Source organism: Rhodococcus sp. DMU2021, assembly GCF_019641445.1.
In the GTDB taxonomy this organism is placed as follows: Bacteria; Actinomycetota; Actinomycetes; order Mycobacteriales; family Mycobacteriaceae; genus Rhodococcus; species Rhodococcus pyridinivorans.
This window is the reverse complement of record NZ_JAIFKB010000001.1, coordinates 576,362-599,354: the sequence shown is the minus strand read 5'-3', so window position 1 is coordinate 599,354 and position 22,993 is coordinate 576,362. Positions and strand designations below refer to the sequence as shown.

Below are 22,993 nucleotides of genomic sequence, written 5' to 3'. Positions count from 1 at the left end.
CCGACGTCAGCCTCCGAGGTGGTGGCCGAGCTGCGCGGCGAGCTTGGTCAGCAGACCGGTCGCCGCATCCGCGATCACGGTTCCGGGCGGGAAGATCGCCGCCGCACCCGCCGCGTAGAGCTCGTCGAAGTCGCCCGGCGGGATGACACCACCGACGACGATCATGATGTCCTCGCGGCCCACCTCGGCCAGCGCCTGCTTGAGGGCAGGGACCAGCGTCAGGTGACCCGCGGCCAACGACGACACGCCGACGACGTGCACGTCGTTGTCGGCCGCCTGCTGGGCGACCTCTTCGGGGGTCTGGAACAGCGGTCCCACGTCGACGTCGAATCCGAGGTCGGCGAAGGCCGTGGCGATCACCTTCTGGCCTCGGTCGTGACCGTCCTGGCCCATCTTCGCGACGAGGATGCGGGGGCGACGACCCTCCTCCTCGGCGAACTTCTCGACCAGTTCGGTTGCGGCGGTGATGTTGGTGGCCTTGCCGGCCTCGTCGCGGTACACGCCGCTGATCGTACGGATCTCGGCCTGGTGGCGGCCGTAGACCTTCTCCAGGGCGTCCGAGATCTCACCGACGGTGGCCTTCGCGCGGGCCGCGTCGATGGCCAGCGCGAGCAGATTGTTGTCGAGACCCTGGCTCTGCGCACCGGCGGCGCGGGTGAGCGCGTCGAGGGCGGCGCGGGTGGCCTCCTCGTCCCGGTCGGCGCGCAGTTGCTCGAGCTTGGCCAGCTGCTCGGCCCGCACACGCGAGTTCTCGACCTTGAGGACCTCGATCTCGTGGTCCTCGGTCACCTGGTACTTGTTGACGCCGATGACGGGCTGACGACCGGAGTCGATGCGCGCCTGGGTGCGGGCGGCCGCCTCCTCGATGCGCAGCTTCGGGATGCCCTCCGAGATCGCCTGCGCCATACCGCCGGCGGCCTCGACCTCGGCGATGTGGGCGCGGGCCTTGTCGGCCAGCTCGTGGGTGAGCCACTCGACGTAGTGCGAGCCGCCCCACGGGTCGATGGGCCGCGTGGTGCCCGACTCCTGCTGCAGCAGCAGCTGGGTGTTGCGGGCGATGCGCGCCGAGAAGTCGGTGGGCAGTGCCAGCGCCTCGTCGAGCGCGTTGGTGTGCAGCGACTGGGTGTGGCCCTGGGTCGCGGCCATCGCCTCGACGCACGTGCGGGCGACGTTGTTGAAGACGTCCTGCGCGGTGAGCGACCAGCCGGAGGTCTGCGAGTGGGTGCGCAGCGATTTCGACTTCGGATTCTTCGCCCCGAACTTCTCGACGAGCTCGCTCCACAGCAGGCGACCTGCGCGCAGCTTCGCGACCTCCATGAAGAAGTTCATGCCGATCGCCCAGAAGAACGACAGGCGCGGCGCGAACTTGTCGACATCCATGCCGGCGTCGAGTCCGGCGCGGATGTACTCCATGCCGTCCGCGAGGGTGTACGCGAGCTCGAGGTCGGCCGTCGCGCCGGCTTCCTGGATGTGGTAGCCGGAGATCGAGATCGAGTTGAAGCGCGGCATCTTCGCCGAGGTGTACGCGAAGATGTCGGAGATGATCCGCATCGACGGCTTCGGCGGGTAGATGTAGGTGTTGCGGACCATGAACTCCTTCAGAATGTCGTTCTGGATGGTTCCGGCCAGCTGCTCGGGCTTGACGCCCTGCTCCTCCGCCGCCACGACGTACAGCGCCAGGATCGGCAGCACCGCGCCGTTCATGGTCATCGACACCGACACCTGCGACAGATCGATGCCGTCGAATAGCTGACGCATGTCGAGGATCGAGTCGATCGCGACACCGGCCATACCGACGTCACCCTGTACACGCGGGTGATCGGAGTCGTAGCCGCGGTGCGTGGCCAGGTCGAAGGCCACCGACAGGCCCTTCTGACCGGCGGCGAGGTTGCGCCGGTAGAAGGCGTTGGACTCGGCGGCGGTGGAGAAGCCGGCGTACTGCCGGATGGTCCACGGCTGGTTCACGTACATCGTCGGGTACGGCCCGCGCACGAACGGGGCCAGACCCGGGTAGCTGCCGAGCGGGTAGCCCTCGGCGACGACGGCGTCGCGGTCGGCCTTGGTGTAGACCGGCTTGACGTCGATGCCCTCGGGCGTCGACCACACGACGTCTTCGGTGCTGTAGTTGTTCGCCTCGGCGACGGACTCGACGAGCGCGGCGGCCTGCTCCGCGGTGGGAGCGGTGGGCGCCGGCGCGGCCGGGTCCGTCAACGGGACGTCGGCGAAGCTGCCGATTTCGTGTTCGATGCTCACTTACGCTCCCAGAGTGTTCAGCAGGTCGGTGAGGGCTGCGACGGCGTCGATGCGCGCGGTGAGGAAGCCGTCCGGACGATCGTCCCCCTGCGCGTCCTTCACGGCCTTCTCGGGTCCGGCCAGCAGCACCGTCGTGATCCCCGCCGCACGCAGCGCAGAGGTGGCCGTACCGGCCTGCTCGCCGTAGCGGGTGTCAGTGCCGCACAGCACGGCGACGGACGTTCCGGTGTCGCCCACCAGGGACGACAGGTCGGCGTCGAGATCGAGCGGTCCGGGATTGACCGCTTCGATGCCACCGGCGGCGAGCAGGTTCGTCGCGAAGGTCGCCCGTACGTTGTGTTCGGCGATCGGCCCGAGCGGGGCGAGCAGCACCCGCGGGCGGGCACCGTGCGAAGCCAGGTAGGCATCCGAGCGGTCGCGCAGCGCCTCGAACGGTGCGGCGTACCGCGCGGCGGACGCGCCGGCCTCGGCGACACCGACCGGCAGCGGCTTCTCGGCCAGGTTCGGGAACTCGTTGACCCCGGTCACCGAGAACGTGCGGTGCGCGATGTCGGACTCGCGGCGGGCACGCGTCTGCGCGACACGCTCGGCGATCAGCCCTGCCTCGAGAGCGGCGCGGTAACCACCGGCCGCCTCGATCTCCTGGAAGAAGCCCCATGCCTTCTCCGCGATCTGCGCGGTCAGTTCCTCGACGTACCAGGAACCGGCGGCGGGATCGAGAACGCGCCCGAGGTTGGACTCCTCGAGCAGCAGCAGCTGGGTGTTGCGGGCGATCCGGGCGGAGAACGCCTCGGACACCTCGAGCACACCGGCCGGCAGTGCGGAGTCGAACGGCAGGACCGTGACGGCGTCGGCGCCACCGACACCCGCGCCGAACGCAGCGAGGGTCGTGCGCAGCATGTTCACCCACGGATCGCGCTGGGCCATCATCGCCGCGGAGGTCACGGCGTGCTGCGGAGCGTTGCCGGCCTCGGGAGCACCGGCGACCTGGGCGACGCGCGCCCACACCTGACGACCCGCGCGGAACTTGGCGATGGTCTGGAACTGGTCGTCGGTCGCGGCGAGACGGAACTCGAGCTGACCGAGCGCGGCCGCAACGGGAACCCCGGCGTCGACGAGTGCTCGCACATAATCGAGGCCGGCGGCGATCGCGGCACCGAGTTCTTCGGCGTCGGACGAACCGGCGTTGTGGAAGGCGGTGCCGTCCACGGTGAGGGCACGCACCGCTTCGGTGCGGTCGGCGGCGGCCCGTGCCAGCTCGACGGCCTCGTCGAGAGATACGTCGGGACGCTCGGAGAACGCGCTGGTGAGCGGCGCTGCACCGAGGAAGATGCGCACGGCGGCGCGGTCCTCGATATCGGTGCGGTTGTCGAGCACGGAGTACACGGCGGTGGTCGCTGCGACCGCGTCGGCACCGGCGTCGAGACGGACCGGCGCGAGGTCGAGGAGCACACCGTTGAGCGCGGTGTCGAGCGCGTCCACGGGGACCGCGCCGGCGCCGAGACCGAGCCACACCGAGCTGACGCCGTTGTTCAGCGCGTCGAGGATGCGCTCGTTGACCGAGGCCGCGTCGGTGCCGGTGAACCGGACGTCGACGAGCCAGCCGGTGTTGACGTCGCGCGTGGACGAGCCGCCGCGGACGAACGGGAACTCACCGGGCAGCGGCGCTTCGTCGCGCTCGTCGCGGACGCCGTACAGCGGCGCGACGGTGACGTCGTCGTAGGTCGTGGTCTCGAGCAGACGCTGCGGCTCGGGTCCGAGTTCGGCCGGGTCGACACGTCGGGACTTGGCCAGCACCCCCGCCACCGCGTCCTGCCACTGCGCATATGCGCGCGCGGCATCCTCGGCTTCTGCAGCTAATGACACGGGCGATTCCTCCTACTGCGGGTTTGCAGGCTTTGTACGGACGGCGTTGTCGGCCGGAGGTGGGCAACCTCGAAATGGGTAGGTTGCCTTCGGTGTGATGCTATCCCCGCACATCGCGCGATCGTTGTGGGGATCACCACAGTTTTTCTAGCGCTCGATAACGACGTCCTCGATCGGAACGTTATCGTGCCGCCTTCGTCACTCTGCTCGCGGGGATGCAAGAGACCGCCCGGCCGGTAGTGTGGACGCTCGTGACGAGGCTTGCCGCAGACCGCAGAGTGCTCGGCATCCTGGGCCTGGTGGCGGCTCTCGTCGTCGTAGCTCTCGTGGTGCCGCATCCGACGATCGCCCAGATCCGGGAGTGGTCGGAATCGGTGCACGGCCCGGCAATTGTCCTGGCGTTCTTCGCCGTCCACGCCCTGGTCACGATCGCCCCGATTCCGCGCACGGTGTTCACCCTCAGCGCCGGCGTGCTGTTCGGCAGTGCCGTCGGTATCGGCGTGACGGTCGCCGCCTCCACGGTCAGCGCCGTCCTGGCGTTCCTGCTCGTGCGGGCCGTCGGACGCAAGGCCGTGGAATCGCGCCTCACGCACCCGGCGGCGAGAGCGATCGATCTGCGGCTGGCACGCCGCGGATGGCTCGCGGTCGGCTCCCTGCGGCTGATCGCCGCCGCCCCGTTCTTCGTCGTGAACTGTTGCTGCGCCGTCTCGGCGGTCCGTCTCGTCCCCTACACACTCGCGACGGTCGTGGGCATCCTGCCGGGCACCGTGGCGGTCGTACTCCTCGGCGACGCCCTGACCGGGCAGACCGATCCGCGGCTGATGGTGATCACCGGGGTGTGCATCGCGCTCGGTCTCGCCGGGCTGTTGCTCGAGGCTCGACTCCCCGAGCCCGCCGGTTCGGCGCTCGACGCCGTCGTCGAGCCGGATCAGGATCCGGCGACGAGATAGTCGGCCAGAATCGGGCCGAGGACGGCGAGCGCGGCCGGGGTCATCATCTCCAGATGGTCGCAGTCGATCGTGTGCTCGGTGATCGTGCCGGACACCCACGGCCGCCACAGGGCCGGTGACGCACCGTCGTCCGTGCCGAGCGATCGCGCCGCGGCGACGAACAGCAGGTCGCCGTCGAAACATCGCAGGTCGAGCGTCGGCGCGGCCCGATGGACGTGCGCATAGGCCGTGAGGATCCGCTCCAGGTCGGCGGTGGACAGTCCGGTCTCGTGCCCGAGACTGCGGTTCACCGCGTCGAGCAGCTGCTCGGAGGTCATCTCGTCCGGCGTCGCGTGGGGCAGTTCGATGCCCAGTCCCGCCAGCAGCTCCGCGTGGGTGTGGGCACGCCGCTCGCGTTCGAGCGGGTAGTAATCGAGGACGACCAGGTCGACGGTCTCCCCCGCGGCGCGCAGTTCGACACCCATGTGGTGGGCGATCAGTCCGCCCTGGGACCAGCCGAGCACGGTGTAGGGACCTTGCGGTTGCACGGCCCGCATCTCCTCGACGTAGCGGTGCGCCAGTTCGGCGGGCGTCGCGTCGAGGGGTCCGCCCGAGAGGTACGGCAGTTGCAGCCCGTACACCGGCCGATCCGGCAGGTGGCGCAGCAGTCCCGCGTACACCCAGGACAAGCCGATCGCGGGATGCACGCAGAACACCGGTGGGCGGTGACCGTGCCCTCGCAGGGGGATCAGCACATCGAACATGCCGGTCGTCGGAGCAGTGGTCGCCGTCGGCTCGCCGAGGCGATCCGCGAGGCCGGCCGGTGTGGGGTCGAGGAAGACCAGGGACAGGGGAACTTCCCGGCCCAGCTCGCTGCGCAGCTTCGATGCCACGGCGGTCGCGGCGAGCGAGTTGCCGCCGAGGTCGAAGAAGTTGTCGTCGATCCCGATCCGATCGCGTTCGAGGACGGAGGCGAACGCGCGGGCCACGGCACCTTCGGTCGGTGTGCGCGGCGCCCGGTAGGCAGCCCCGACCGGCGCGGCCGCCGGTAACGCCGACCTGTCCACCTTCCCGCTCGGGGTGACGGGCAGGCCCGGTAGCACGACGATCACCGACGGGACCATGTACCGCGGCAGCCCGGTGGCCGCGAAATGCAGGATCTCGGGCGCCTCGATCGGAACGGTCCCGGTGGGCACCACATATCCGACCAGCCGGTCGCCGCTACCATCGTCACGCACTACGACCACGGCCTGGGCAACGGCCGGATGCCGGAGCAGTGCCGCCTCGACCTCCTCGAGCTCGATGCGCAGACCGCGCAGCTGGATCTGGAAGTCACTGCGCCCGACGTAGACGGGCTCGGCGCCCGCCGCGGCGCGGGTCCAGCGCATCAGGTCCCCCGTGCGGTACATCCGGCGCCCCGGTGCGCCGAGGGGGTCGGCGACGAAACGCGTCGCGGTCAGGCCGGGTTGTCCCGCATACCCTCGCGCCAGACCCGGTCCGGCGAGGTACAGCTCCCCCACCGCGCCGCCGGCGACGGGTTGCAGGTACGAGTCCAGCAGGTACTCGTCGAAACCGGGCATCGGCGGTCCCACGGTGGGATTCTCGCCGGGGACGAGCGGATCGAGCAGGTTCGACATCACCGTGGCCTCGCTCGGACCGTAGCCGTTGACCATGTGACGGCTACGGGCCCACGTCTCCACCAGGGACGGCGGGCACGCCTCGCCACCGACGCTCACGAAGGTCAGAGCCGGCAGCGCGTCCCGATCCAGCGTCGCCAGCACCGCGGGTGTGGTGTACAGGTGCGTGATCTCCTCGTCGGCGAGCACACGCTCGAGGTCGTCGCCGGCGGCGATACCGGGTGGCACCACGACGAGCCGCGCCCCGGCCGAGAACGCGACGATCGTCTCCAGCAACGAGGCATCGAACACCGGCAGCATCGCCTGCGCGACACGCGACTCGCGGTCGGCGACCGTCGAGAGCCGATCGACCAGCTCGGCGATACCGCGATGCGTCACGGTCACCGCCTTCGGCGTGCCCGTCGATCCGGACGTGAAGATCACGTACGCCGTGTTGCCGGCGCGCACCGGCACGCGGCGGTTGATATCCGGCACCGGCGTTGCCGGCGCACCGTCGAGGTCGAGGTCCCGGACGGGCACGACGGATACCCCGTCGGGCACCGCCGGTTCGGGTCCGTCGACGAGCACGCAGAGCGGTGTGACCGTCCGGATCATCGCGGTGACGCGGTCGCGGGGTTGGTCGGGGTCGGCGGGCACGTAGACGGCACCGGCACGGACGACGGCGAGCATCGCGACGACCCGCAGGAACGATCGCCGGATCGCCACCACGATGGTGGTCTCCGGTACTGCTCCGCGGGAGACGAGCAGATGTGCGAGCCGCTCGACCCGCTCGTCCAGCTCCGCGTAGGTCCACTGCCTGCCCGCATCGACGACGGCGACGGACTCCGGGGACCGTGACATCCAGTCGTCGAGGATCTCCGTCCACATCCGTGAAGGGGCGGTGCCGGGAGCGGACACGACCGGCACCTCGTCCCCGAACCAGCGGAGGCGGCCGAGCGGCACCGCCGGCCGGTCGACGACGGCCTCGAGGACCTGGGCGACCTGCGACACGATCGCGTCGGCCGCGGCCCCGTCGAACAGGTCCGGACGGTAACTCAGTCGCAGCCGCAGCGCGTCGTCGACGTGTGCGATGAGGGTCAGCGGATAGTGGCCGGAATCGTGTCCGGTGACCTCGCGCACCTGCATGCCCGCGATGTCGACCGCGTCGGACAGAGCCGCACGGTCGACCGGATACGACTCGAACACCGTCAGGGTGTCGAACCCGGCGGCAGGTCCGGCGACCTGCTGGATCTCGGTGAGGCCGAGGTGATGCCGGTCGAGCAGCGCGGTCTGCTCGGCACGGATTCGCTCGACGAGCACGGCGAGCGTCTCGTACGGGTCGAGCCGAACCCGCACAGGAACCGTGTTGACGAACAGGCCGATCATCTCCTCGACCCCGTCGACCTCCGCGGGCCGCCCGGAGACGGTCGATCCGAACACGACGTCGCGCTGCGAGGTGAGCTTCGCCAGCACGATCCCCCACGCGACCTGCACCACCGTGCCGACGGTGAGTCCGCGGTCCCGGACGAAGGCCTCCAGGCGCCGGGTGTCCGCAGGATCGAGCGCCCGTGTGGTCTCCTCGGACAGGGCCTGCACGGAGGACTGCTCGGCGTCCGGGGCGACCAGCGTGGGCCGATCCGGACCGGCCAGGTACCGCGACCAGGCGTCGCGCGCGGGCGCCGGGTCCTGCTGCACGAGCCACCGCACGTAGTCCCGGTAGGGACGTACCGGCGGGAGAACCCCGGTGTCCGCCTCGGTGCCGTACAGCACGAGGAGTTCCTTCAGCAGCAACGGCGCCGACCAACCGTCGAGCAGGATGTGGTGGTTGGTGAACACCAGCCGGTGATCGTCCGGTCCCATCCTGATCAGGCTCAGGCGCACCAACGGTCCGTGCGCCGTGTCGAAACGCTGCGTCCGGTCCTCGGTCTGCAGTCGGACCAGTGCCACCACACGATCCTCGGGGTCCAGATCGCTCAGATCCCGCTCACACAACGGCAGTTCGACCGACGCCTGCACGACCTGCACGGGCGGGGACTCCCCGTCGAAGACGAAGTTCACCCGCAGGTTCGGATGCCGCGCCGCCAGGGCGGCCACCGCCCGCCGGAGGCGTCGCGGATCGACGACACCGCCCAGGTGCAGGGTCAGTTGCACCGTGTACGCGTCGATCGAATCGTTCCGGAGGGCATGGAACAGGAAGCCGGTCTGCAAGGGGGTGAGAGGCCACACGTCCTCGAGGCCGGGATAACGGCGCTCGAGCTCGTCGAGGCGCTCCTGGCTCAACGGGACCAGCGGCAGATCCGACGGGGTGTGCCCTCCCGCGCCCGGTTCGGCGACGTGACGGGCGAGGCCGCTCAGCATGCGTCGCCACCGTTCGGCCAGATCCGACACCTCCGGGCGGGCGATGACCCCGGTCGCATAGGCGAGATCCGCGCGCAGCACCGGACCGTCAGCGGTGTCGACGACCATGGCGTTGACGGAGATCACCGCCGGTACCGGCTGAGCGGGATCGAGGCCACCGCCGAAGTCGATGTCCGTGACGGCGTCCGGCAGCGTGCTCCGGCCGTGGAAGTTGAAGGCGAGCCGGGGTGCCGGCAGGGGTTCGAGCGCGGCGCGGCCCTCGTCGTCGAGATACCGCAGCATCCCGTATCCGATCCCGTGGTCGGGAACGGCACGCAGGTGTTCCTTGACGGTCTTGATCGCGGTTCCCGCTGCGGTGCCGCCGCGTTCCACGGCCTCCACGTCGATACCGGTCAGGTCCAGTCGCACCGGATAGGCCGCGGTGAACCATCCGACCGTCCGGGACAGATCGGCTCCCGGCACCACCTGCTCCTCCCGGCCGTGCCCTTCCAACGCCACGAGCACCCGAGCGAGGTCGATCCCGCGCTCGGCGCGCTGCGCGACGACGGCTCCGGCCAGGGCTGCGAGGAGACCGTCCACGATGCTCCCGTGGAAGGCCACCGGGAGGACGCTCAGCAGCGCGGTGGTCGCGGGAGCGGGAACCTCGACGGTGACGGTGTCGACGGTGGCCCCGACGTCGACCGCGGGGTCCAGCTCTCTGGCGCCGAGCAGCGCATCCGGACCCGACAGGGTCGAGATCCAGAACGGTAGTTCGGCCGCGCGCGTGCCGCGGCGGGTGACCTCGACGAGACCATGCGCCCAGCGGCGCATCGAGGTGCCCGTCGGTGCGGGATCCGGGTCGAGTCCGTGTTCGAGTCGAGCCGCCGCAGCAGCGAGGTCGCCCAGCAGGATCCGCCAGGAGACACCGTCGATCACGGCATGATGTGCCACGAGCAACAGCCGCGACGCGGGTCCCGCCTCGAATCGCACCGCCTGCAACATCACTCCCCTGCCGGGATCCAACCGTCCGGTCGCGGCAGCGTGCTCGGCGGCGGCGATCGCGGTGAATTCGGGCCCCGTGAGGTCGTCGACCCGGACGTGACGCAGGATCGACGACGCCGAGACGGATCCGATGGGCCGTGTCTCGAGATGCAGCGCGTCAGGCGTTCCGGGCTCCGCGTGGAGCCGCGCCCGCAGCATGTCATGCCGATCCACGACCGCCTGCAGGGCCGCGAGAAGGTCGGCCTCGCGGAGTCGATCCGGCAGCGGAACCGACACCGATTGGCAGAAGCCCGGATACGTTCGGCCGTGCCCGACCAGCCACCGCAGTATCGGGGTGAGCGGAACGTCGCCGACGCCACCACCCGGCAGTTCCTCGAGCGTCATCTCGGCCCGTCCGGCCAGGGTGACCGCTGCGGCAAGCGCTACAACGGTCTTGTGTTCGAACACATCTCGGGGCGAGAGCACCAGTCCCTCAGCTTTGGCCCGCGCGACCAGCTGGATCGACATGATCGAATCGCCGCCGAGAGCGAAGAACGAATCCTGTGTTCCCACCCGGTCGACGCCGAGCACGTCGGCGAACACCCGAGCGAGGGCCCGTTCGGTGTCGGTGGTCGGTGCGATGTAGCTGTCGCTCCGCGTCGCGACCTCCGGGGCCGGCAGCGCGCGGCGGTCGAGTTTGCCGTGCACCGTCACCGGCAGGTCGGCCATGTGGACGAACGCGGCCGGAACCATGTAGTCGGGCAACCGCTCTCGGACGAAGCGACGGACGTCGTCGAGACGCTCCTCTGCGGCGGGGTCGTTGACATAGCGGGCGAGGCTGCCGATGTCATCGGCCGGACGGTACACATCGGTCAGCGCTGCATCGGCCTTGTCGTCCGGGTCGTCGCGGAAGACGATCACCTCCATCGATCCCGGTTCCTGCGACCACGTCACGGCGACCCGGTAGCCGAGTTCGGCGCCGAGCAGATCGAAGTCCGCAGGACCGATGCCGTCCGATCGTGGCCGGAGGTCCGGTTCCGGTACGAGCGTGTGGCCGGGCATCGCATCGAGGGAGGTCGTCGCGGCGATCACGGACTGCAGGGCGGTGTGCGGTACGCCGGTCACGCGCAGGGCGTCGGGACGGTCGGTCCGTAGCTGGTCGGCGAACGCGGCGAGTGTTCCGAATCCCGCCCAGGTCCGGCACGGAACATCGGCGAGCGACCTGGGTCCGGTACCGGTGTGCAGCACCACGCTGTAGCGGTACAGGCCGAGTTCGTTGGCCGTCCGCATCCGGCCGAGTTCGATGTCGACCCCGGTGACACCGGGCAGACGACGGAGCAGACCGGTGAAGAACTCGGGGGCGAGCAGCAGTTCCCGTTCGGAGAGCGCGGCACGACGGACGCGTTCGCGGATCGTGTCCGCGGTCTCGGTGCCGTCGGCACGGGCGAGTTCCACGGAGGCGGCGAAGTACGGCAGCAGCGCCAGGTTCCGGACATCGCCGAGATGGATCGATCCGCCGGGTGCGAGCAGCGGCAGGATCTTCCGGAGCACCTCGAGCAGATACGCCGCATCCGGGAAGTACTGGATCACAGAATTGAGCACGACGGTGTCGAAGTACCGCTGGGGCAACCCCTCGGTCGCGTGCGCCGGTTGCGTCCTCAACGTCACCCGATCGGCCCACGGCTGCGATCGCACGGCGGAGTGCAGCGTCTCGAGCGTCGGGGCCGAGAAGTCCGTGCCCCAGTACTCGGCACAGTCGGGGGCCAGTTCTCGGAGCAGGAGACCGGAGCCCACGCCGATCTCGAGCAGACGCCGGGGCCGGAGCCGCCGCACGGCCCGCACTGCGGCGTCGCGCCAGTCCCACATCTGCTCGACCGGGATGGGCTGCCCGGTGTCGGTGGCGTTCCAGCCCGCGAAGGCGCCGGTGTCGCCGCTGTCCTCGGGCGGCGGCGCGGAGTACACGTCGTCGTACAGTGCCCTCCACCGCTCGACGGTGCCGGTCGCGCGGGTCGGGTCGGCGAGCAGTGTCTGTTCCCGGTCGAGCACCACATACGCGACCAGTCGTCCGGTCTCGTGGTGGCCCGGAGTCTCCCGCACGACCACGGCGGCGCGGGCCACCGCCGGATGCGCACCCAGGACCGCTGCGATCTCACCGGGTTCGACCCGGAAGCCACGGACCTTGACCTGATCGTCGCAGCGGCCCACAAATTCCAGGTGCCCACCCGGGCCCTCGGCATCGCTCGTCGAGCGGATCCACCGCACGACGTCGCCGGTGCGGTACATCCGCTCCCCCGGCCCGCCGAACGGAGATGCCACGAATCGTGCCGCGGTCGTGGCCGGACGACCGGGATATCCGCGGGAGACCCCGTCCCCGGCGATGTACAACTCGCCGGGGACACCGGGAGGCACCGGCAGCAGTCCGGCGTCGAGGACGAGGACCGCCACTCCCGGGATCGGCGTGCCGATCGGGACCGACGCGCGGTCTCCTCGGGCGAACGCGTCCTCGACGAGGTACATCGTCGCGCACACCGTCGTTTCCGTCGGTCCGTACGCGTTGACGAGCAACGTCGAGGGATGCGATTCGTGAAAGCGGCGTGCGACCTCCGGGGACAGCACGTCACCGGCCGTGACCACCTGGTCCACACCGTCCCACACCCGCTCCGGAACGACGGCGGGGTCGGCGAGGGCGTGGAACAGCGGTGTCGGGACGAACATCGTCGTCACACCGTGTTCGGAGATCATCCGCGCGACCGTCGACGGATCGAGCAGACCGGGTGGCGCGAGCACCAGTTCGGTACCGCCGATCAGGGCGGGCCAGATCTCGTACACCGACGCGTCGAAACCCGGTGAGGACACCAGCGACATCCGGTGTCGCGGTCGCGAACCGGTCCATCCGTGCTCGACGAGGTGCACGAGATTCCGATGCGTGACGGTCACGCCCTTCGGGACACCCGTGGAACCGGACGTGTAGATCGTGTACGCGGTGTTCGACGGGTGCAGCAGCGCGATCCTGTCGAAGTCGGTGAGCGGTCGCGCATCGTCGGGCAGGGCGTGGGACGTCGGGCGGCCCGCCTCGTCGACGACCACGACGACGGCGGGGGTCGCATGTGAGGTGAATCGACTGTCGGTGACCAGCACGCGGGGCGCGGCGTCGGCGAGGACGAAGGCGGTGCGTTCGCTCGGATAGGCGGGGTCCAACGGCAGATAGGCGCCACCCGCCGCCGACACCGCGAGAAGAGCGACGACCAGTGCCGGGGACCGATCCAGGGCGACGACCACCACGGACTCGGGCCCCACACCCAACTCGACAAGCAGACGAGCCAGCCGGTTGGCCCGGGCATCGAGGTCGCGGTAGGTCCATCGGCCGGTGACGCTGGTCAGCGCCGGTGCGTCCGGTGTCGCCGCGACCCGTTCGGCGAGCACGGCCGGAACCGTCCGGTCATCGGTGGTGGCAGCCGGGCCGTTCCACGCGTCGAGGAGCAGGTCGCGCTCCGATCGATCGAGCAGGTCGACAGCGTCGACCCGTCGGTGCGGCGATCTCACGAGGGAGTCGAGGACACGGAGATACCGGTCCGCGAATCGTTCGACGGTGTCGCGCTCGAACAGATCGCTCGCGTATTCGATGCTGCCGAGCAGCCCGCCGTCCTCGGCGGACGCGCGCTCCGACACGCTGATGTACAGGTCGAACCGCGCGATGTCGGTCGCGACGGGCAGCATCTCGACGTGGATGTCTGGATGGTCCAGGCTCGGCAGCGGGTTGTTCTGCAATGCGAATGCGACCTGGAACAGCGGGTGATGGGCGGTCGAGCGCGCCGGGGCGAGCAGTTCCACCAACCGTTCGAAGGGCGCGTCCTGGTTCTCGTAGGCGGCCAGCGCCTTGGCCCGCACGCGGTCGAGGACATCGGCGAGCGTCCATCGTCCGGTGATGCCGTCCACGCGCAGCACCCAGGTGTTGACGAAGAATCCGACGAGATCGGCGAGAGCCTCATCGGTCCGCCCGGCCGCCGGACCACCGATCGTGATGTCGTCTCCCGCACCGAGCTTGTGCAGGAGCACCACGAGTGCCGACTGGAAGACCATCGACGCGGTGGCCCCGTGCTCGGCAGCCAGGTCGTCCGCCGCGAGGCGCAGCTCCGCGGGGATCGTGAACTCCACCCGGCCACCGCGGAAGGACTGCACCGCGGGGCGGGGACGGTCGAGCGGAAGAGAAAGGCATTCCGGGACCTCGGCGAGTTCTTCTCGCCAGTAGGAGAACTGCCCGTGCAGGATGCTTCCCGTCTCGTCCTCGTCCCCCAGCACGTCCCGTTGCCACAGGGTGTAGTCGGCGTACTGCACCGGCAATGGATCCCACCGTGGTTCGGTCCCCGCCGACCGGGCCGCGTATGCCAGCAGCATGTCGCGCACCAGCGGCACCATCGACGCGCCGTCGCCGGCGATGTGGTGCAGCACGAGCACCAGCACGTGGTCGTCGGAACCGGTCCGCAGCAGTGTGGCCCGCACCGGAATGTCGGTGGACAGGTCGAAGGGCCGCCGCGCCTCGGCGCGCACGGTCGCGTGCTCCTCGTCGGCGGTCACTGCCCGCACAGGCAGCGACAATGAGGTCCGCTCGACCGGCAGGATGCGCTGGAAGGCGACTCCGTCGGATTCCTCGAAGACCGTGCGCAGGGACTCGTGGCGTGCCACGACATCGCCGAACGCCGCCCTCATCGCGTCGATGTCCACCCGTCCGGTCAGGCGTGCCGCCATGGGGATGTTGTAGGTCGGCGACGGACCTTCGTAACGGTGGATGAACCACAACCGGGACTGCGCGTAGGACAACGGGATCCGGTCCGGCCGGCGTCGGGGTGTCAACGGCGTCCGGGCGACACCGCACTCCGCGAGGCGCGGTGCCAGCTCGGCGACCGTCGGTGCTTCGAAGAGCATCCTGATGGGTGCTTCGACGTGCAGTGCGGACCGGATCCCCGCCACGACGCCGGTCGCCGACAGGGAATCGCCTCCGAGTTCGAAGAAGTTGTCGTCGACGCCGACCCGATCCGGGGACAGATGCAGAACGTCCGCGAAGACCCCCGTGAGAGTCCGTTCCAGCCCCGTGCGCGGAGGACGATGGAGCACGCCCCGGCGGTCCGGGGCCGGCAGCGCGGCACGGTCCAGCTTGCCGTTGGCCGTGATCGGCATAGTTGCCAGCGGCACCACCACAGCCGGGACCATGAAATCCGGGAGTTCCGCCGCGAGCGCATCACGAATCGTCGAGGCATCCGGGACCGAACCGGTGCGCGGCACCACGTACGCCACGACCCGGTCGGATCCGGTCTCGCGCCGGACCACCGCCACGGCCTGCTCGACGTCGGGGTGGCGGAGCAGTGCTGTTTCCACTTCGCCGAGTTCGATGCGCCGCCCCCGCACCTTGACCTGCAGGTCGGCGCGCCCCGCGTAGATCAGCCGCAGACCCGAGGTGGCCGCTGCGCTGTCGTTCTCTGCGCTGTCGTCGTTCGTCGACCACCGCACGAGATCGCCGGTGCGGTACATCCGCGACCCCGCCGGCCCGAACGGGTCGGCGACAAACCGCGTCGCCGTCGTCCCCGGTCGCCGGTGGTATCCCCGCGCCAGGGCAGGTCCTGCCGGATACAGCTCGCCGATCACCCCGGGCGGCACCGGATTCAGGCGTGTGTCGAGCACGACGGACCGGAATCCGGGTCCGAGAGTGCCTGCGGTGACCGGTCTGCCGGGCACGAGGTCCTCCGACGCCATCTGCACGGTGATCTCGCTCGGCCCGTACCCGTTGACCATGCGGCGGCCCGGCGCCCATTTCTCCACGAGCCATGCCGGGCAGTCCTCACCGCCGACGCTCACGAAGGAGAGGTCCTCGGGGACCGCCGGATCGATCGTTGCAAGGACCGCAGGAGTGGTGCAGAAGTGGGTGATCCGCTCGGCGCGCAATGCATGTGCGAGGTCGTCACCGGCGGACGCATCGGGCGGGCCGATCACCAGGTGCGCCGCCGAGCCGAACGCCACGAGCAACTCCAGTACCGCCAGGTCGAAGCTCGGGGATGTCCCGTGCCAGACCCGCGCGTCGTGGTCGGCGAGGGTGCGGGTGTGCGCGACGAGGTTCGACAGTCCCCCGTGGGTGACGACCACGCCTTTCGGCTGTCCCGTCGATCCGGAGGTGTAGATGAGGTAGGCGGGTTGATCCGAACGCGCGGGCGCGCACCGGTCCGTGTCGGTCACCGGAGACCCGGTGTATCGCGTCGTCTCCGTGACCACCTCCGGATCGTCGACCGCGGTCCACGGCACGGTGCCGGGAAGCAGGGACCGTTCGCCGGTAGTGGTGAGTCCGAGCACGGCGCCGCAGTCGCGCAGCATGTACTCGATCCGGACGGGTGGATAGGCGGGGTCCACCGGAACGAAGGCCGCGCCCGTCTTCGCCACGGCCCAGATCGAGACGATCGAGTCGACGGACCGGGCCATGCCGATCGCGACGAAACGTTCCGGTCCTGCGCCGCGCTCGGCGAGCATGCGGGCCAGCCGATTCGATCGTTCGTCGAGTTCCCGGTAGTCGATCCGGGTCTCGCCGCACGACACTGCGGTGGCCGCGGGGGTGCGGAGTGCAGCGTCGGTGAGGATTTCCGGCAGCAGGCGTTCGGTCACCGGCGGCGGACCCGTCACGGGAGCGAGTGCGGTCCGTTCGGCTGCGTCGAGCAGATCGATGTCGCCGACCCGTATCTCCGGATCCTCTTCGACCGTCAGGAGGATACGTTCCAGTCGGCGGGCGATGCGCTCGACGGTCGGCGCGGTGTAGACGTCCGTGGCGTATCGGATGCGGAGCACGTCCGTGGACGTCGACTCGCGCCCGGCACCGTCGCCGGATCGCGGACGCTCCAGATCGATACGCAGGCCGACGTCGCCGAGGACGGCGTTCTCCACCTCCCTGTCCGCATCGCCCCGTCCTTCGACGGTGACGCGGAAGAGTGGGGCGCGCGATCCGTTCCGTGTCGGCGCCAGCGCGTCGAGCAGTGTCGCGGCAGGTATGTCGGCGTGTGCGAGAGCGTCCCGAGTCCCCCGGGAGATGTCCTCGAGGAGATCTCGGAACGGCTCGTCGAGGCGCACTCGGGTGCGTAGGGGCAGGACCGTGCGAGCAGGAGCGGTACCGGCCGGGGCAGGGACACCGAGGACGACGTCGTCGGTACCACCCGACCTGGCGACGAGGATCGCGTTGGCAGCCTGCAGGATCGGGACACGATCGTCGGCACATTCGGCGCTCGCTCGACCCGGTCCGATGCCGAGGGGATGGACGAACTGCGCCCACGCCGAAGCAGATCCCGCGTTGCCCGCCCGTCCACCGGCAGGTGCCTGCGTGGACGGTGACAGGGCGGGCGGGGTAGGTGCACCGGCCAGAAGATGCCGCCAGTGATCGAGCACGGTGTTCCGCCGGTAACGAGGTGCGGCCGCTCCGGCGCTCGGCGGGTGGATCGAACCGACCGGCGTTCGAGGGGCGGCTGCGACGAACTGCTCGAGGATCTCGGTGAAACAGATGCACTGCGCCTGTATCTCGTTCTCCTCGTATCGGTTCGGATTCGCCCGGAATTCGATCACGGTGCCGACCGGCACACTGCGGCGGTGGACGGTGATCAGCCGGTCCCCGACGGGCCCGCGCGACAGGACATGTGGTGTTCCCACGATGTCGCCCAGTACGGGTTGCTGATCGAACAGCATGACGTTGACCAAGGGGACCGAGAAGCGGGACACCGGTTCGGATGTCGCCCGGCGGATGTCGTCGAGTCCGCACGCCTGGTGTCGGAGGGCTCCGACGAGCTCGACCTGCATCCGCCGGACGAGATCCTCGACGGGTTCGCTCGGATCCACCCGGATCCGCAGGGGAACCACGTTGACGAGCATTCCGGCGGAGCGTCGCAGCTCGGCCGTCGTCCGCGCCGACACCGGGATGTTCACGAGCACGTCGTACCGTCCCGACCGCCGCGAGAAGAAACAGGCGGCGGCCGCGAGTACCACTGCGGCCGAGGAGGCGTCCCGCGTCGGCGGGGACCCCGACAGGTAGACGTCCGCAGTGTCCGACAGATCCGCCTCCGCCGTGATGGTCCGGACCGCCGGGGGCACCTCGGTGGTGTCGACATGGGGCAGGTCGCGGATCCGCTCGCTCCAGTACTCACGGTCCGCGACGAATCGGTTCGACGCGCGATACTGCCGGTCCTTCTCGTACAACGTCCGCAGATCCGCCGGCGGCTTCTCCGGCGGGGCCCCGTCCTGGCCGGAACTCCGGGAGGCGAGTGCCCTGGAATAGAGTTCGGCTCCCCTGCGAACGATGATCATCGCTCCGAACCCGTCGAGCGCGATGTGATGGGCTTTGACGTACACGAGGTAACTGGCATCACCTGTGCGCAGAACCACTATGCGGCACAACCGGTCTGCCATCAGGTCGACGGGTGCTTCCACATCCCGCCGGAGCCACTCCTCGGCCACCCCCCGCGGATCGGATTCGTCACGGAGGTCGACGACCTCGGTGGGTACATCGAGGTCCCGGTCGACGACCTGGTACGGACGGCCGTCCACGTCGACGAGGCGCAGGAGGACGGTCTCGAACTCCCGACCGGCGGTCGTCGACGCCCACTTCAGCAACTCGAGATCGAGTTCTCCACGGAACTCCACGTATTGGGCAATGACGAAAGGGACTTCGGGTACGAGTTGCTGGGCGAGCCAGATACCGTACTGGGCCGGAGTCAGCGGAAACGCACCCGCGCGCGCGTCGGAGTTCTGCGCGGTGCCTACGACGGGAGTGGCCACAGCGCCCCCTTCACGAGGATGTGTGCAGCGGCAGCGGCGAACGGGAGCGCCTCGTCGAGCCGGATGCCCTCGAGCATCGTGCACAGCTCGCGAGCGGGAACGACCGAGTCTGCACGCCGCTTCGAGAATGTATGCGTCAGCGTAGGACGGGGACGGGGTTGCTGCAATGCCGTGCAGTAGAACGAGATCGAGATGCGACCAGGACATCTCGCAGAGGACGACGCTCGCACATCTCGACATTCGGCATTTTCACACCATAAACCTTAGGTTTGTTTGATGGGATGGATAGAAACCTTCCGTCCGCGCTATGCTCGTTTTACAAACTTAGAATGCAAAACTCTCGGTAAACTCCGGACGAAGGGGAATTCACGCCCGGCCCGACGGTCGCACGAGTACTGAATCCACGAGAGCGGACGATGCACGAGGCCGGACCGGTGCAGTCGATTATGTTGCACTGCAACAATTTCCACTTCTTTCATGCCTGTTGCTCGAAACAGCCTTCCGGCAATCCTTCCCGGGAACCCTCCCCAGTTCCCACGAACACGCGACATCCATCCCCTGGAGGGAGGAAGCGCAGATGCCGATCCAGAGACGAATCGGACCTCGTTCGGGCACGGTCTGGGTGGACCTGTTCGGTGAAACCTCCGAGTACGCAGACGAAGCGAGCGCCCACCTGTTGAGAAGGTGGGCGAGCGGGTATCTCACCGAACCCAACCCCGACCTCGGCCGCAGCGGGCCCGTGTGCCCGTTCGTTCGCCCGTCGATCGGCAAGCAGCTCTTCGGAGCTGCATTCGTCCACGGATCCGGAATCGACGCCGGGGCACTCGGCACGATCGTGGAGGACCAGTTCGACCTGTACACGACGCTCTTACGCGAGGACGATCGCGACCGGAGCCTGAAGACGCTCGTGACCGTACTGCCCGACCTCACCGGCTTCGAGGTGATCGACGTCGTCCACACGGAATTCAAGTCGCGGTTCGTCGAACACGGTTTCATGCTCGGCCAGTTCTACCCGGGCTGCACCCAGCCGGGTCTGTGGAATCACGACTTCCATCCACTCGACGCCCCGTTGCCGATGCTGGTCGCCCGCCACATGATGACGACCGATTTCCCGTTTCTCGTTGGTCGCCAGGAATGGCTGTGCGCCTACTTCAAGAAGTTCGCCCCGGCACTGCCGTCGACACTCCGCCTCACCATCGCGAAACGGATGAAGTACGACGGCGATGCGGTGGACGCGATCACCGCCCATCATGAGCTGACGGGGAACGAGCCGGGCCGATAGGCTGTACGCGTCCCTGTCCCACATTCCGGTCGTCAAGCTTCAGGTCTTGATTATCGACAATCAAGCCCTCACACTTGACGCATGTTCGTCTTGACGGTCGACCAGCGGAGCAGCCGCCGAGACATCGACCGCGTGGCGGACCTCCTCACCGAACTGCAGGATGTTCCGCTGGTACGGCCCTTCGATCGCACCGCGGGCGACGAGGTCCAGGCCGTCGCGGACGATCCCGCCCTCGTCGTCGATCTCGTCCTCGACCTCCTCCGGAGGGAACGCTGGAGTATCGGGGTGGGAATCGGCCCGGTGGAGACCCCGCTTCCCGAACAGACACGCGCCGGCCGCGGACCCGCCTTCGAACACGCCCGCACCGCCGTCGAACGCGCCAAGAACGCCCCTGGGCAGGTCGCGGCCGAAGGCGACGACGCCGAGGCCACCGCCGACGTCGACGCCGCGCTCACCCTGCTCGCCACCGTCGTCCTGCGCCGCACAGACCAGGGGCACGAGGCGGTCGACCTCGCTCGTCAGGGCCTGTCGCAGGCGCGGATCGCCGAGCGTCTCGGCATCAGCAAACAAGCGGTGTCCCAGCGCCTCGCCACCGCCGGGTGGCAGGCCGAACTGGCCGGACGCGAACTCGTGCGGCGACTCCTGGAAAGGGCCGACCGTTGACCGTCCTCTCACTGGTGTGCCTGGCCGTGGCTGCTCTCGGACCCGCACTCGCGCTGCGCCCGAGCATGCCGGTGTGGCCGGCCGCCTCGTTGAGCATTGCGGGTCTCGCCGGTTCAGCCCTCGCCGCCACCGCGACCACACCGGTTCAGGGAGTCGCGCTCGCGGCCACGCTGATTCTCACCGCCACGGCGGCGATCACCGGGGGCGGACCCGCGGTCCTCGTGGCGTTCCGGATCGCGCGCCGGCAACCCGATGCCGGTCCCGAGCCCACCCCTCCCCCGGGCCCGCTCCGCGGCGGACGCGTCATCGGCGTGCTCGAACGCGGAGCGGTCACCGCCTCGATCCTCGCCGGATGGCCTGAAGGGATCGCCGTCATCATGGCGGTGAAGGGTCTCGCCCGTTATCCCGAACTACGCGAACCGAACGCCTCCGAACAGTTCATCATCGGCACGTCCACCTCGGTGCTGTGGGCGGTCGCGGTGTGCGGAGTCGGGCAGGCGCTGATCACCTGACGCCGGGATCTCCACCGTCAGGTCTTCTTCAGCGCACTCCCCTTGTGCATCGCGACGTGATCGGTCTTGTCGCTCCGGATCTCGTACTGCGGCTCGTCCTCGCTGCACCGCCGCGTGCGCCCCTTGAACTCCACGTCCTCCGTGTGCTTCGCAATGATCACACCCTCGACGTATCCGGCTTCGGAGTTCCATCGGACATGGTCACCGACGGAGAAGTGGGTCGCCATGTCGTCGTCCTCCCGATCGGCTCGCTTCCTGTGGCAGTCGGATAACCGTCTCCCATCGGTCCTACACCCCAGGACGATCAGTCCGTCCGATGCTCCGCGGGATCCGCGGACCCCTCGGCGACGGCACGGAAACGTTCGAGGTCCTCCGGACGGAACTCGGGCCGGGCGACCACCGCGTCGACGAGCAGACGCAACTGGTGCTGCAAGGCCGGCACCGACCCGGTGCGCCCCTGCTCGGAGAGATGATCGATGAGCATGCGCAGCACCCGGGCGAGCGCCGTGGCCACGTGCAGCTGCGCCGAGCCGGCCTGCCGGATCTGTTTGAAGGCGTGCTCGATGTACTCGTCGGGCGACAGGATCCACGGACGCAGCAGAATCCGGCCGTCCGCACCCCCGATCGCCGGCACCGGACTGTCGGTGACCAGCAGGGTGCGCAGCAGACTGCCGAGCCGGAGCACCACCTCGGTGGCGGTCGTCGGGTCGTTGATCGCCTGGCTCAGTGCGCGCAGCGCGATGTCGACGAGTTGCCGCAGCGCGAAGTCCACGTCCTGTTGCATGGTGCGCGTATTCGAGATCTCCACGGCCGCCTCGAGCCGCCGCAGGACCACCGCCCGTTCCGGCTTCGGATGGATCCGCAGCAGCGGTTCCCCGCAGTGAATGTACGCGCCGGGACGCGTCTCCATCCGCACGACCGAACCCGGCGGTACCACGGCGAGAACGAGCTCGGCCGGCGCCTGGGTCACCCAGCCGTCGCGCCGGGCGTACACCGTCGCCCCCTCGGTGAAATCCGGCTCCGGCACCCGGTCGACGTGGATCTCGCCGCGCGAACTCCGGCTCGTGTTCGAGATGACCTTCTCGGCCTCCGAGGCGATGCTGCGCACCACCTCCCCGACCTGCAGACCGTGGGCCAGCCGGTTGAGATAGGCGATGATGAGCACCACGGTCGACACCGCGAGGACCACAGCGAGGGTGGTCGACAGTGTCGGGGCAGGTGCGGCGTCGTCCGCGCCGATGTGGCGCAGTGTCAGCACGCAGTAGACGAAGGTCGCCACCAGCACCCCGATCACCGTCTGGCTGGCCCGATCCCGGATGAAGGACCGCATCACCCGCGGCGAGAACTGGCTGCTGGCCAACTGCAGGCTCACGACGGTCAACGAGAAGACGACGCCGGCGGTGGTGATCGTGGCACCCGCCACGGTGCTCAGCAGCCAGATCGCGGCGTTGCTGTTCATCTTCATGCCCCACGCGAAGGGGCCGAAGGTCCGATCGATGTAGCCGCTCACCTCCGCGAGCACGGCTCCGGCGACGACGACCAGCGCGGGCAGCGCGAACAGACTCTCCCGGAATCGGTATACGCCCGCGGCGATCCGCAACTGCATCCACGGTCTCGGCAGAGCACTCATGTCGACCAAGCTAACCATCCGCAATCCGTACCGCGGGCACTCGCAGCGAGCTGTGGGCACACGCACCGGATGTCCCCTACGGCACGGTTACGGCAAGTCCATGAGATACTCGACGGACAATTGAACAG

The 22,993-nt window shown here is 69.2% G+C and carries 9 protein-coding genes; 4 read left to right on the top strand and 5 right to left on the bottom strand.

The window, feature by feature from the left end; all coding sequences use genetic code 11:
* Positions 1-6: 6 nt before the first annotated feature.
* A complete protein-coding gene (gene scpA / locus K3M35_RS02765) occupies positions 7-2,253 on the bottom strand; it encodes a methylmalonyl-CoA mutase (protein ID WP_006551538.1) in 2,247 nt (748 codons plus the stop codon).
* Positions 2,254-4,119 (bottom strand): methylmalonyl-CoA mutase family protein, encoded by a 1,866-nt coding sequence (locus K3M35_RS02760; RefSeq protein ID WP_033096641.1) that lies wholly within the window; start codon positions 4,117-4,119, stop codon positions 2,254-2,256.
* Between the two features lie 278 nt (positions 4,120-4,397).
* Between K3M35_RS02760 and K3M35_RS02755 the strand changes: the two genes are divergently transcribed.
* On the top strand, positions 4,398-5,069 hold the full coding sequence (locus tag K3M35_RS02755; RefSeq protein WP_220665973.1) for a TVP38/TMEM64 family protein: 672 nt from the start codon (positions 4,398-4,400) through the stop codon (positions 5,067-5,069).
* On the opposite strand, the gene K3M35_RS02750 is transcribed toward K3M35_RS02755, so the two are convergent.
* Positions 5,048-18,778, bottom strand: coding sequence for a non-ribosomal peptide synthetase (locus K3M35_RS02750; protein ID WP_220665939.1), 13,731 nt, complete (start codon positions 18,776-18,778; stop codon positions 5,048-5,050). The genes K3M35_RS02755 and K3M35_RS02750 overlap by 22 nt on opposite strands.
* Before the next feature lie 577 nt (positions 18,779-19,355).
* On the opposite strand from K3M35_RS02750, the gene K3M35_RS02745 reads away from it, so the two are divergent.
* The 3 genes from K3M35_RS02745 (at position 19,356) to K3M35_RS02735 (ending at position 21,235) form a co-directional block, all read left to right on the top strand.
* On the top strand, positions 19,356-20,060 hold the full coding sequence (locus K3M35_RS02745; protein WP_220665938.1) for a DUF6875 domain-containing protein: 705 nt from the start codon (positions 19,356-19,358) through the stop codon (positions 20,058-20,060).
* Positions 20,061-20,141: 81 nt separating this feature from the next.
* Positions 20,142-20,723: a SatD family protein gene (locus K3M35_RS02740; protein ID WP_064060324.1), complete on the top strand. Its 582-nt coding sequence runs from the start codon at positions 20,142-20,144 to the stop codon at positions 20,721-20,723.
* Positions 20,720-21,235 (top strand): hypothetical protein, encoded by a 516-nt coding sequence (locus tag K3M35_RS02735; RefSeq protein WP_071934909.1) that lies wholly within the window; start codon positions 20,720-20,722, stop codon positions 21,233-21,235. The genes K3M35_RS02740 and K3M35_RS02735 overlap by 4 nt, the downstream gene beginning before the upstream one ends.
* Before the next feature lie 17 nt (positions 21,236-21,252).
* Here the strand turns inward: K3M35_RS02735 and K3M35_RS02730 are convergent, their stop codons facing one another.
* Positions 21,253-21,462 carry a DUF2945 domain-containing protein gene (locus K3M35_RS02730; RefSeq protein WP_006551530.1) on the bottom strand — a complete coding sequence of 70 codons (210 nt, stop codon included), beginning with the start codon at positions 21,460-21,462 and terminating at the stop codon, positions 21,253-21,255.
* Between the two features lie 77 nt (positions 21,463-21,539).
* Entirely contained in the window at positions 21,540-22,865 is a 1,326-nt protein-coding gene (locus K3M35_RS02725) for a DUF2254 domain-containing protein (protein ID WP_174556286.1), read from the bottom strand.
* Positions 22,866-22,993: the final 128 nt, after the last annotated feature.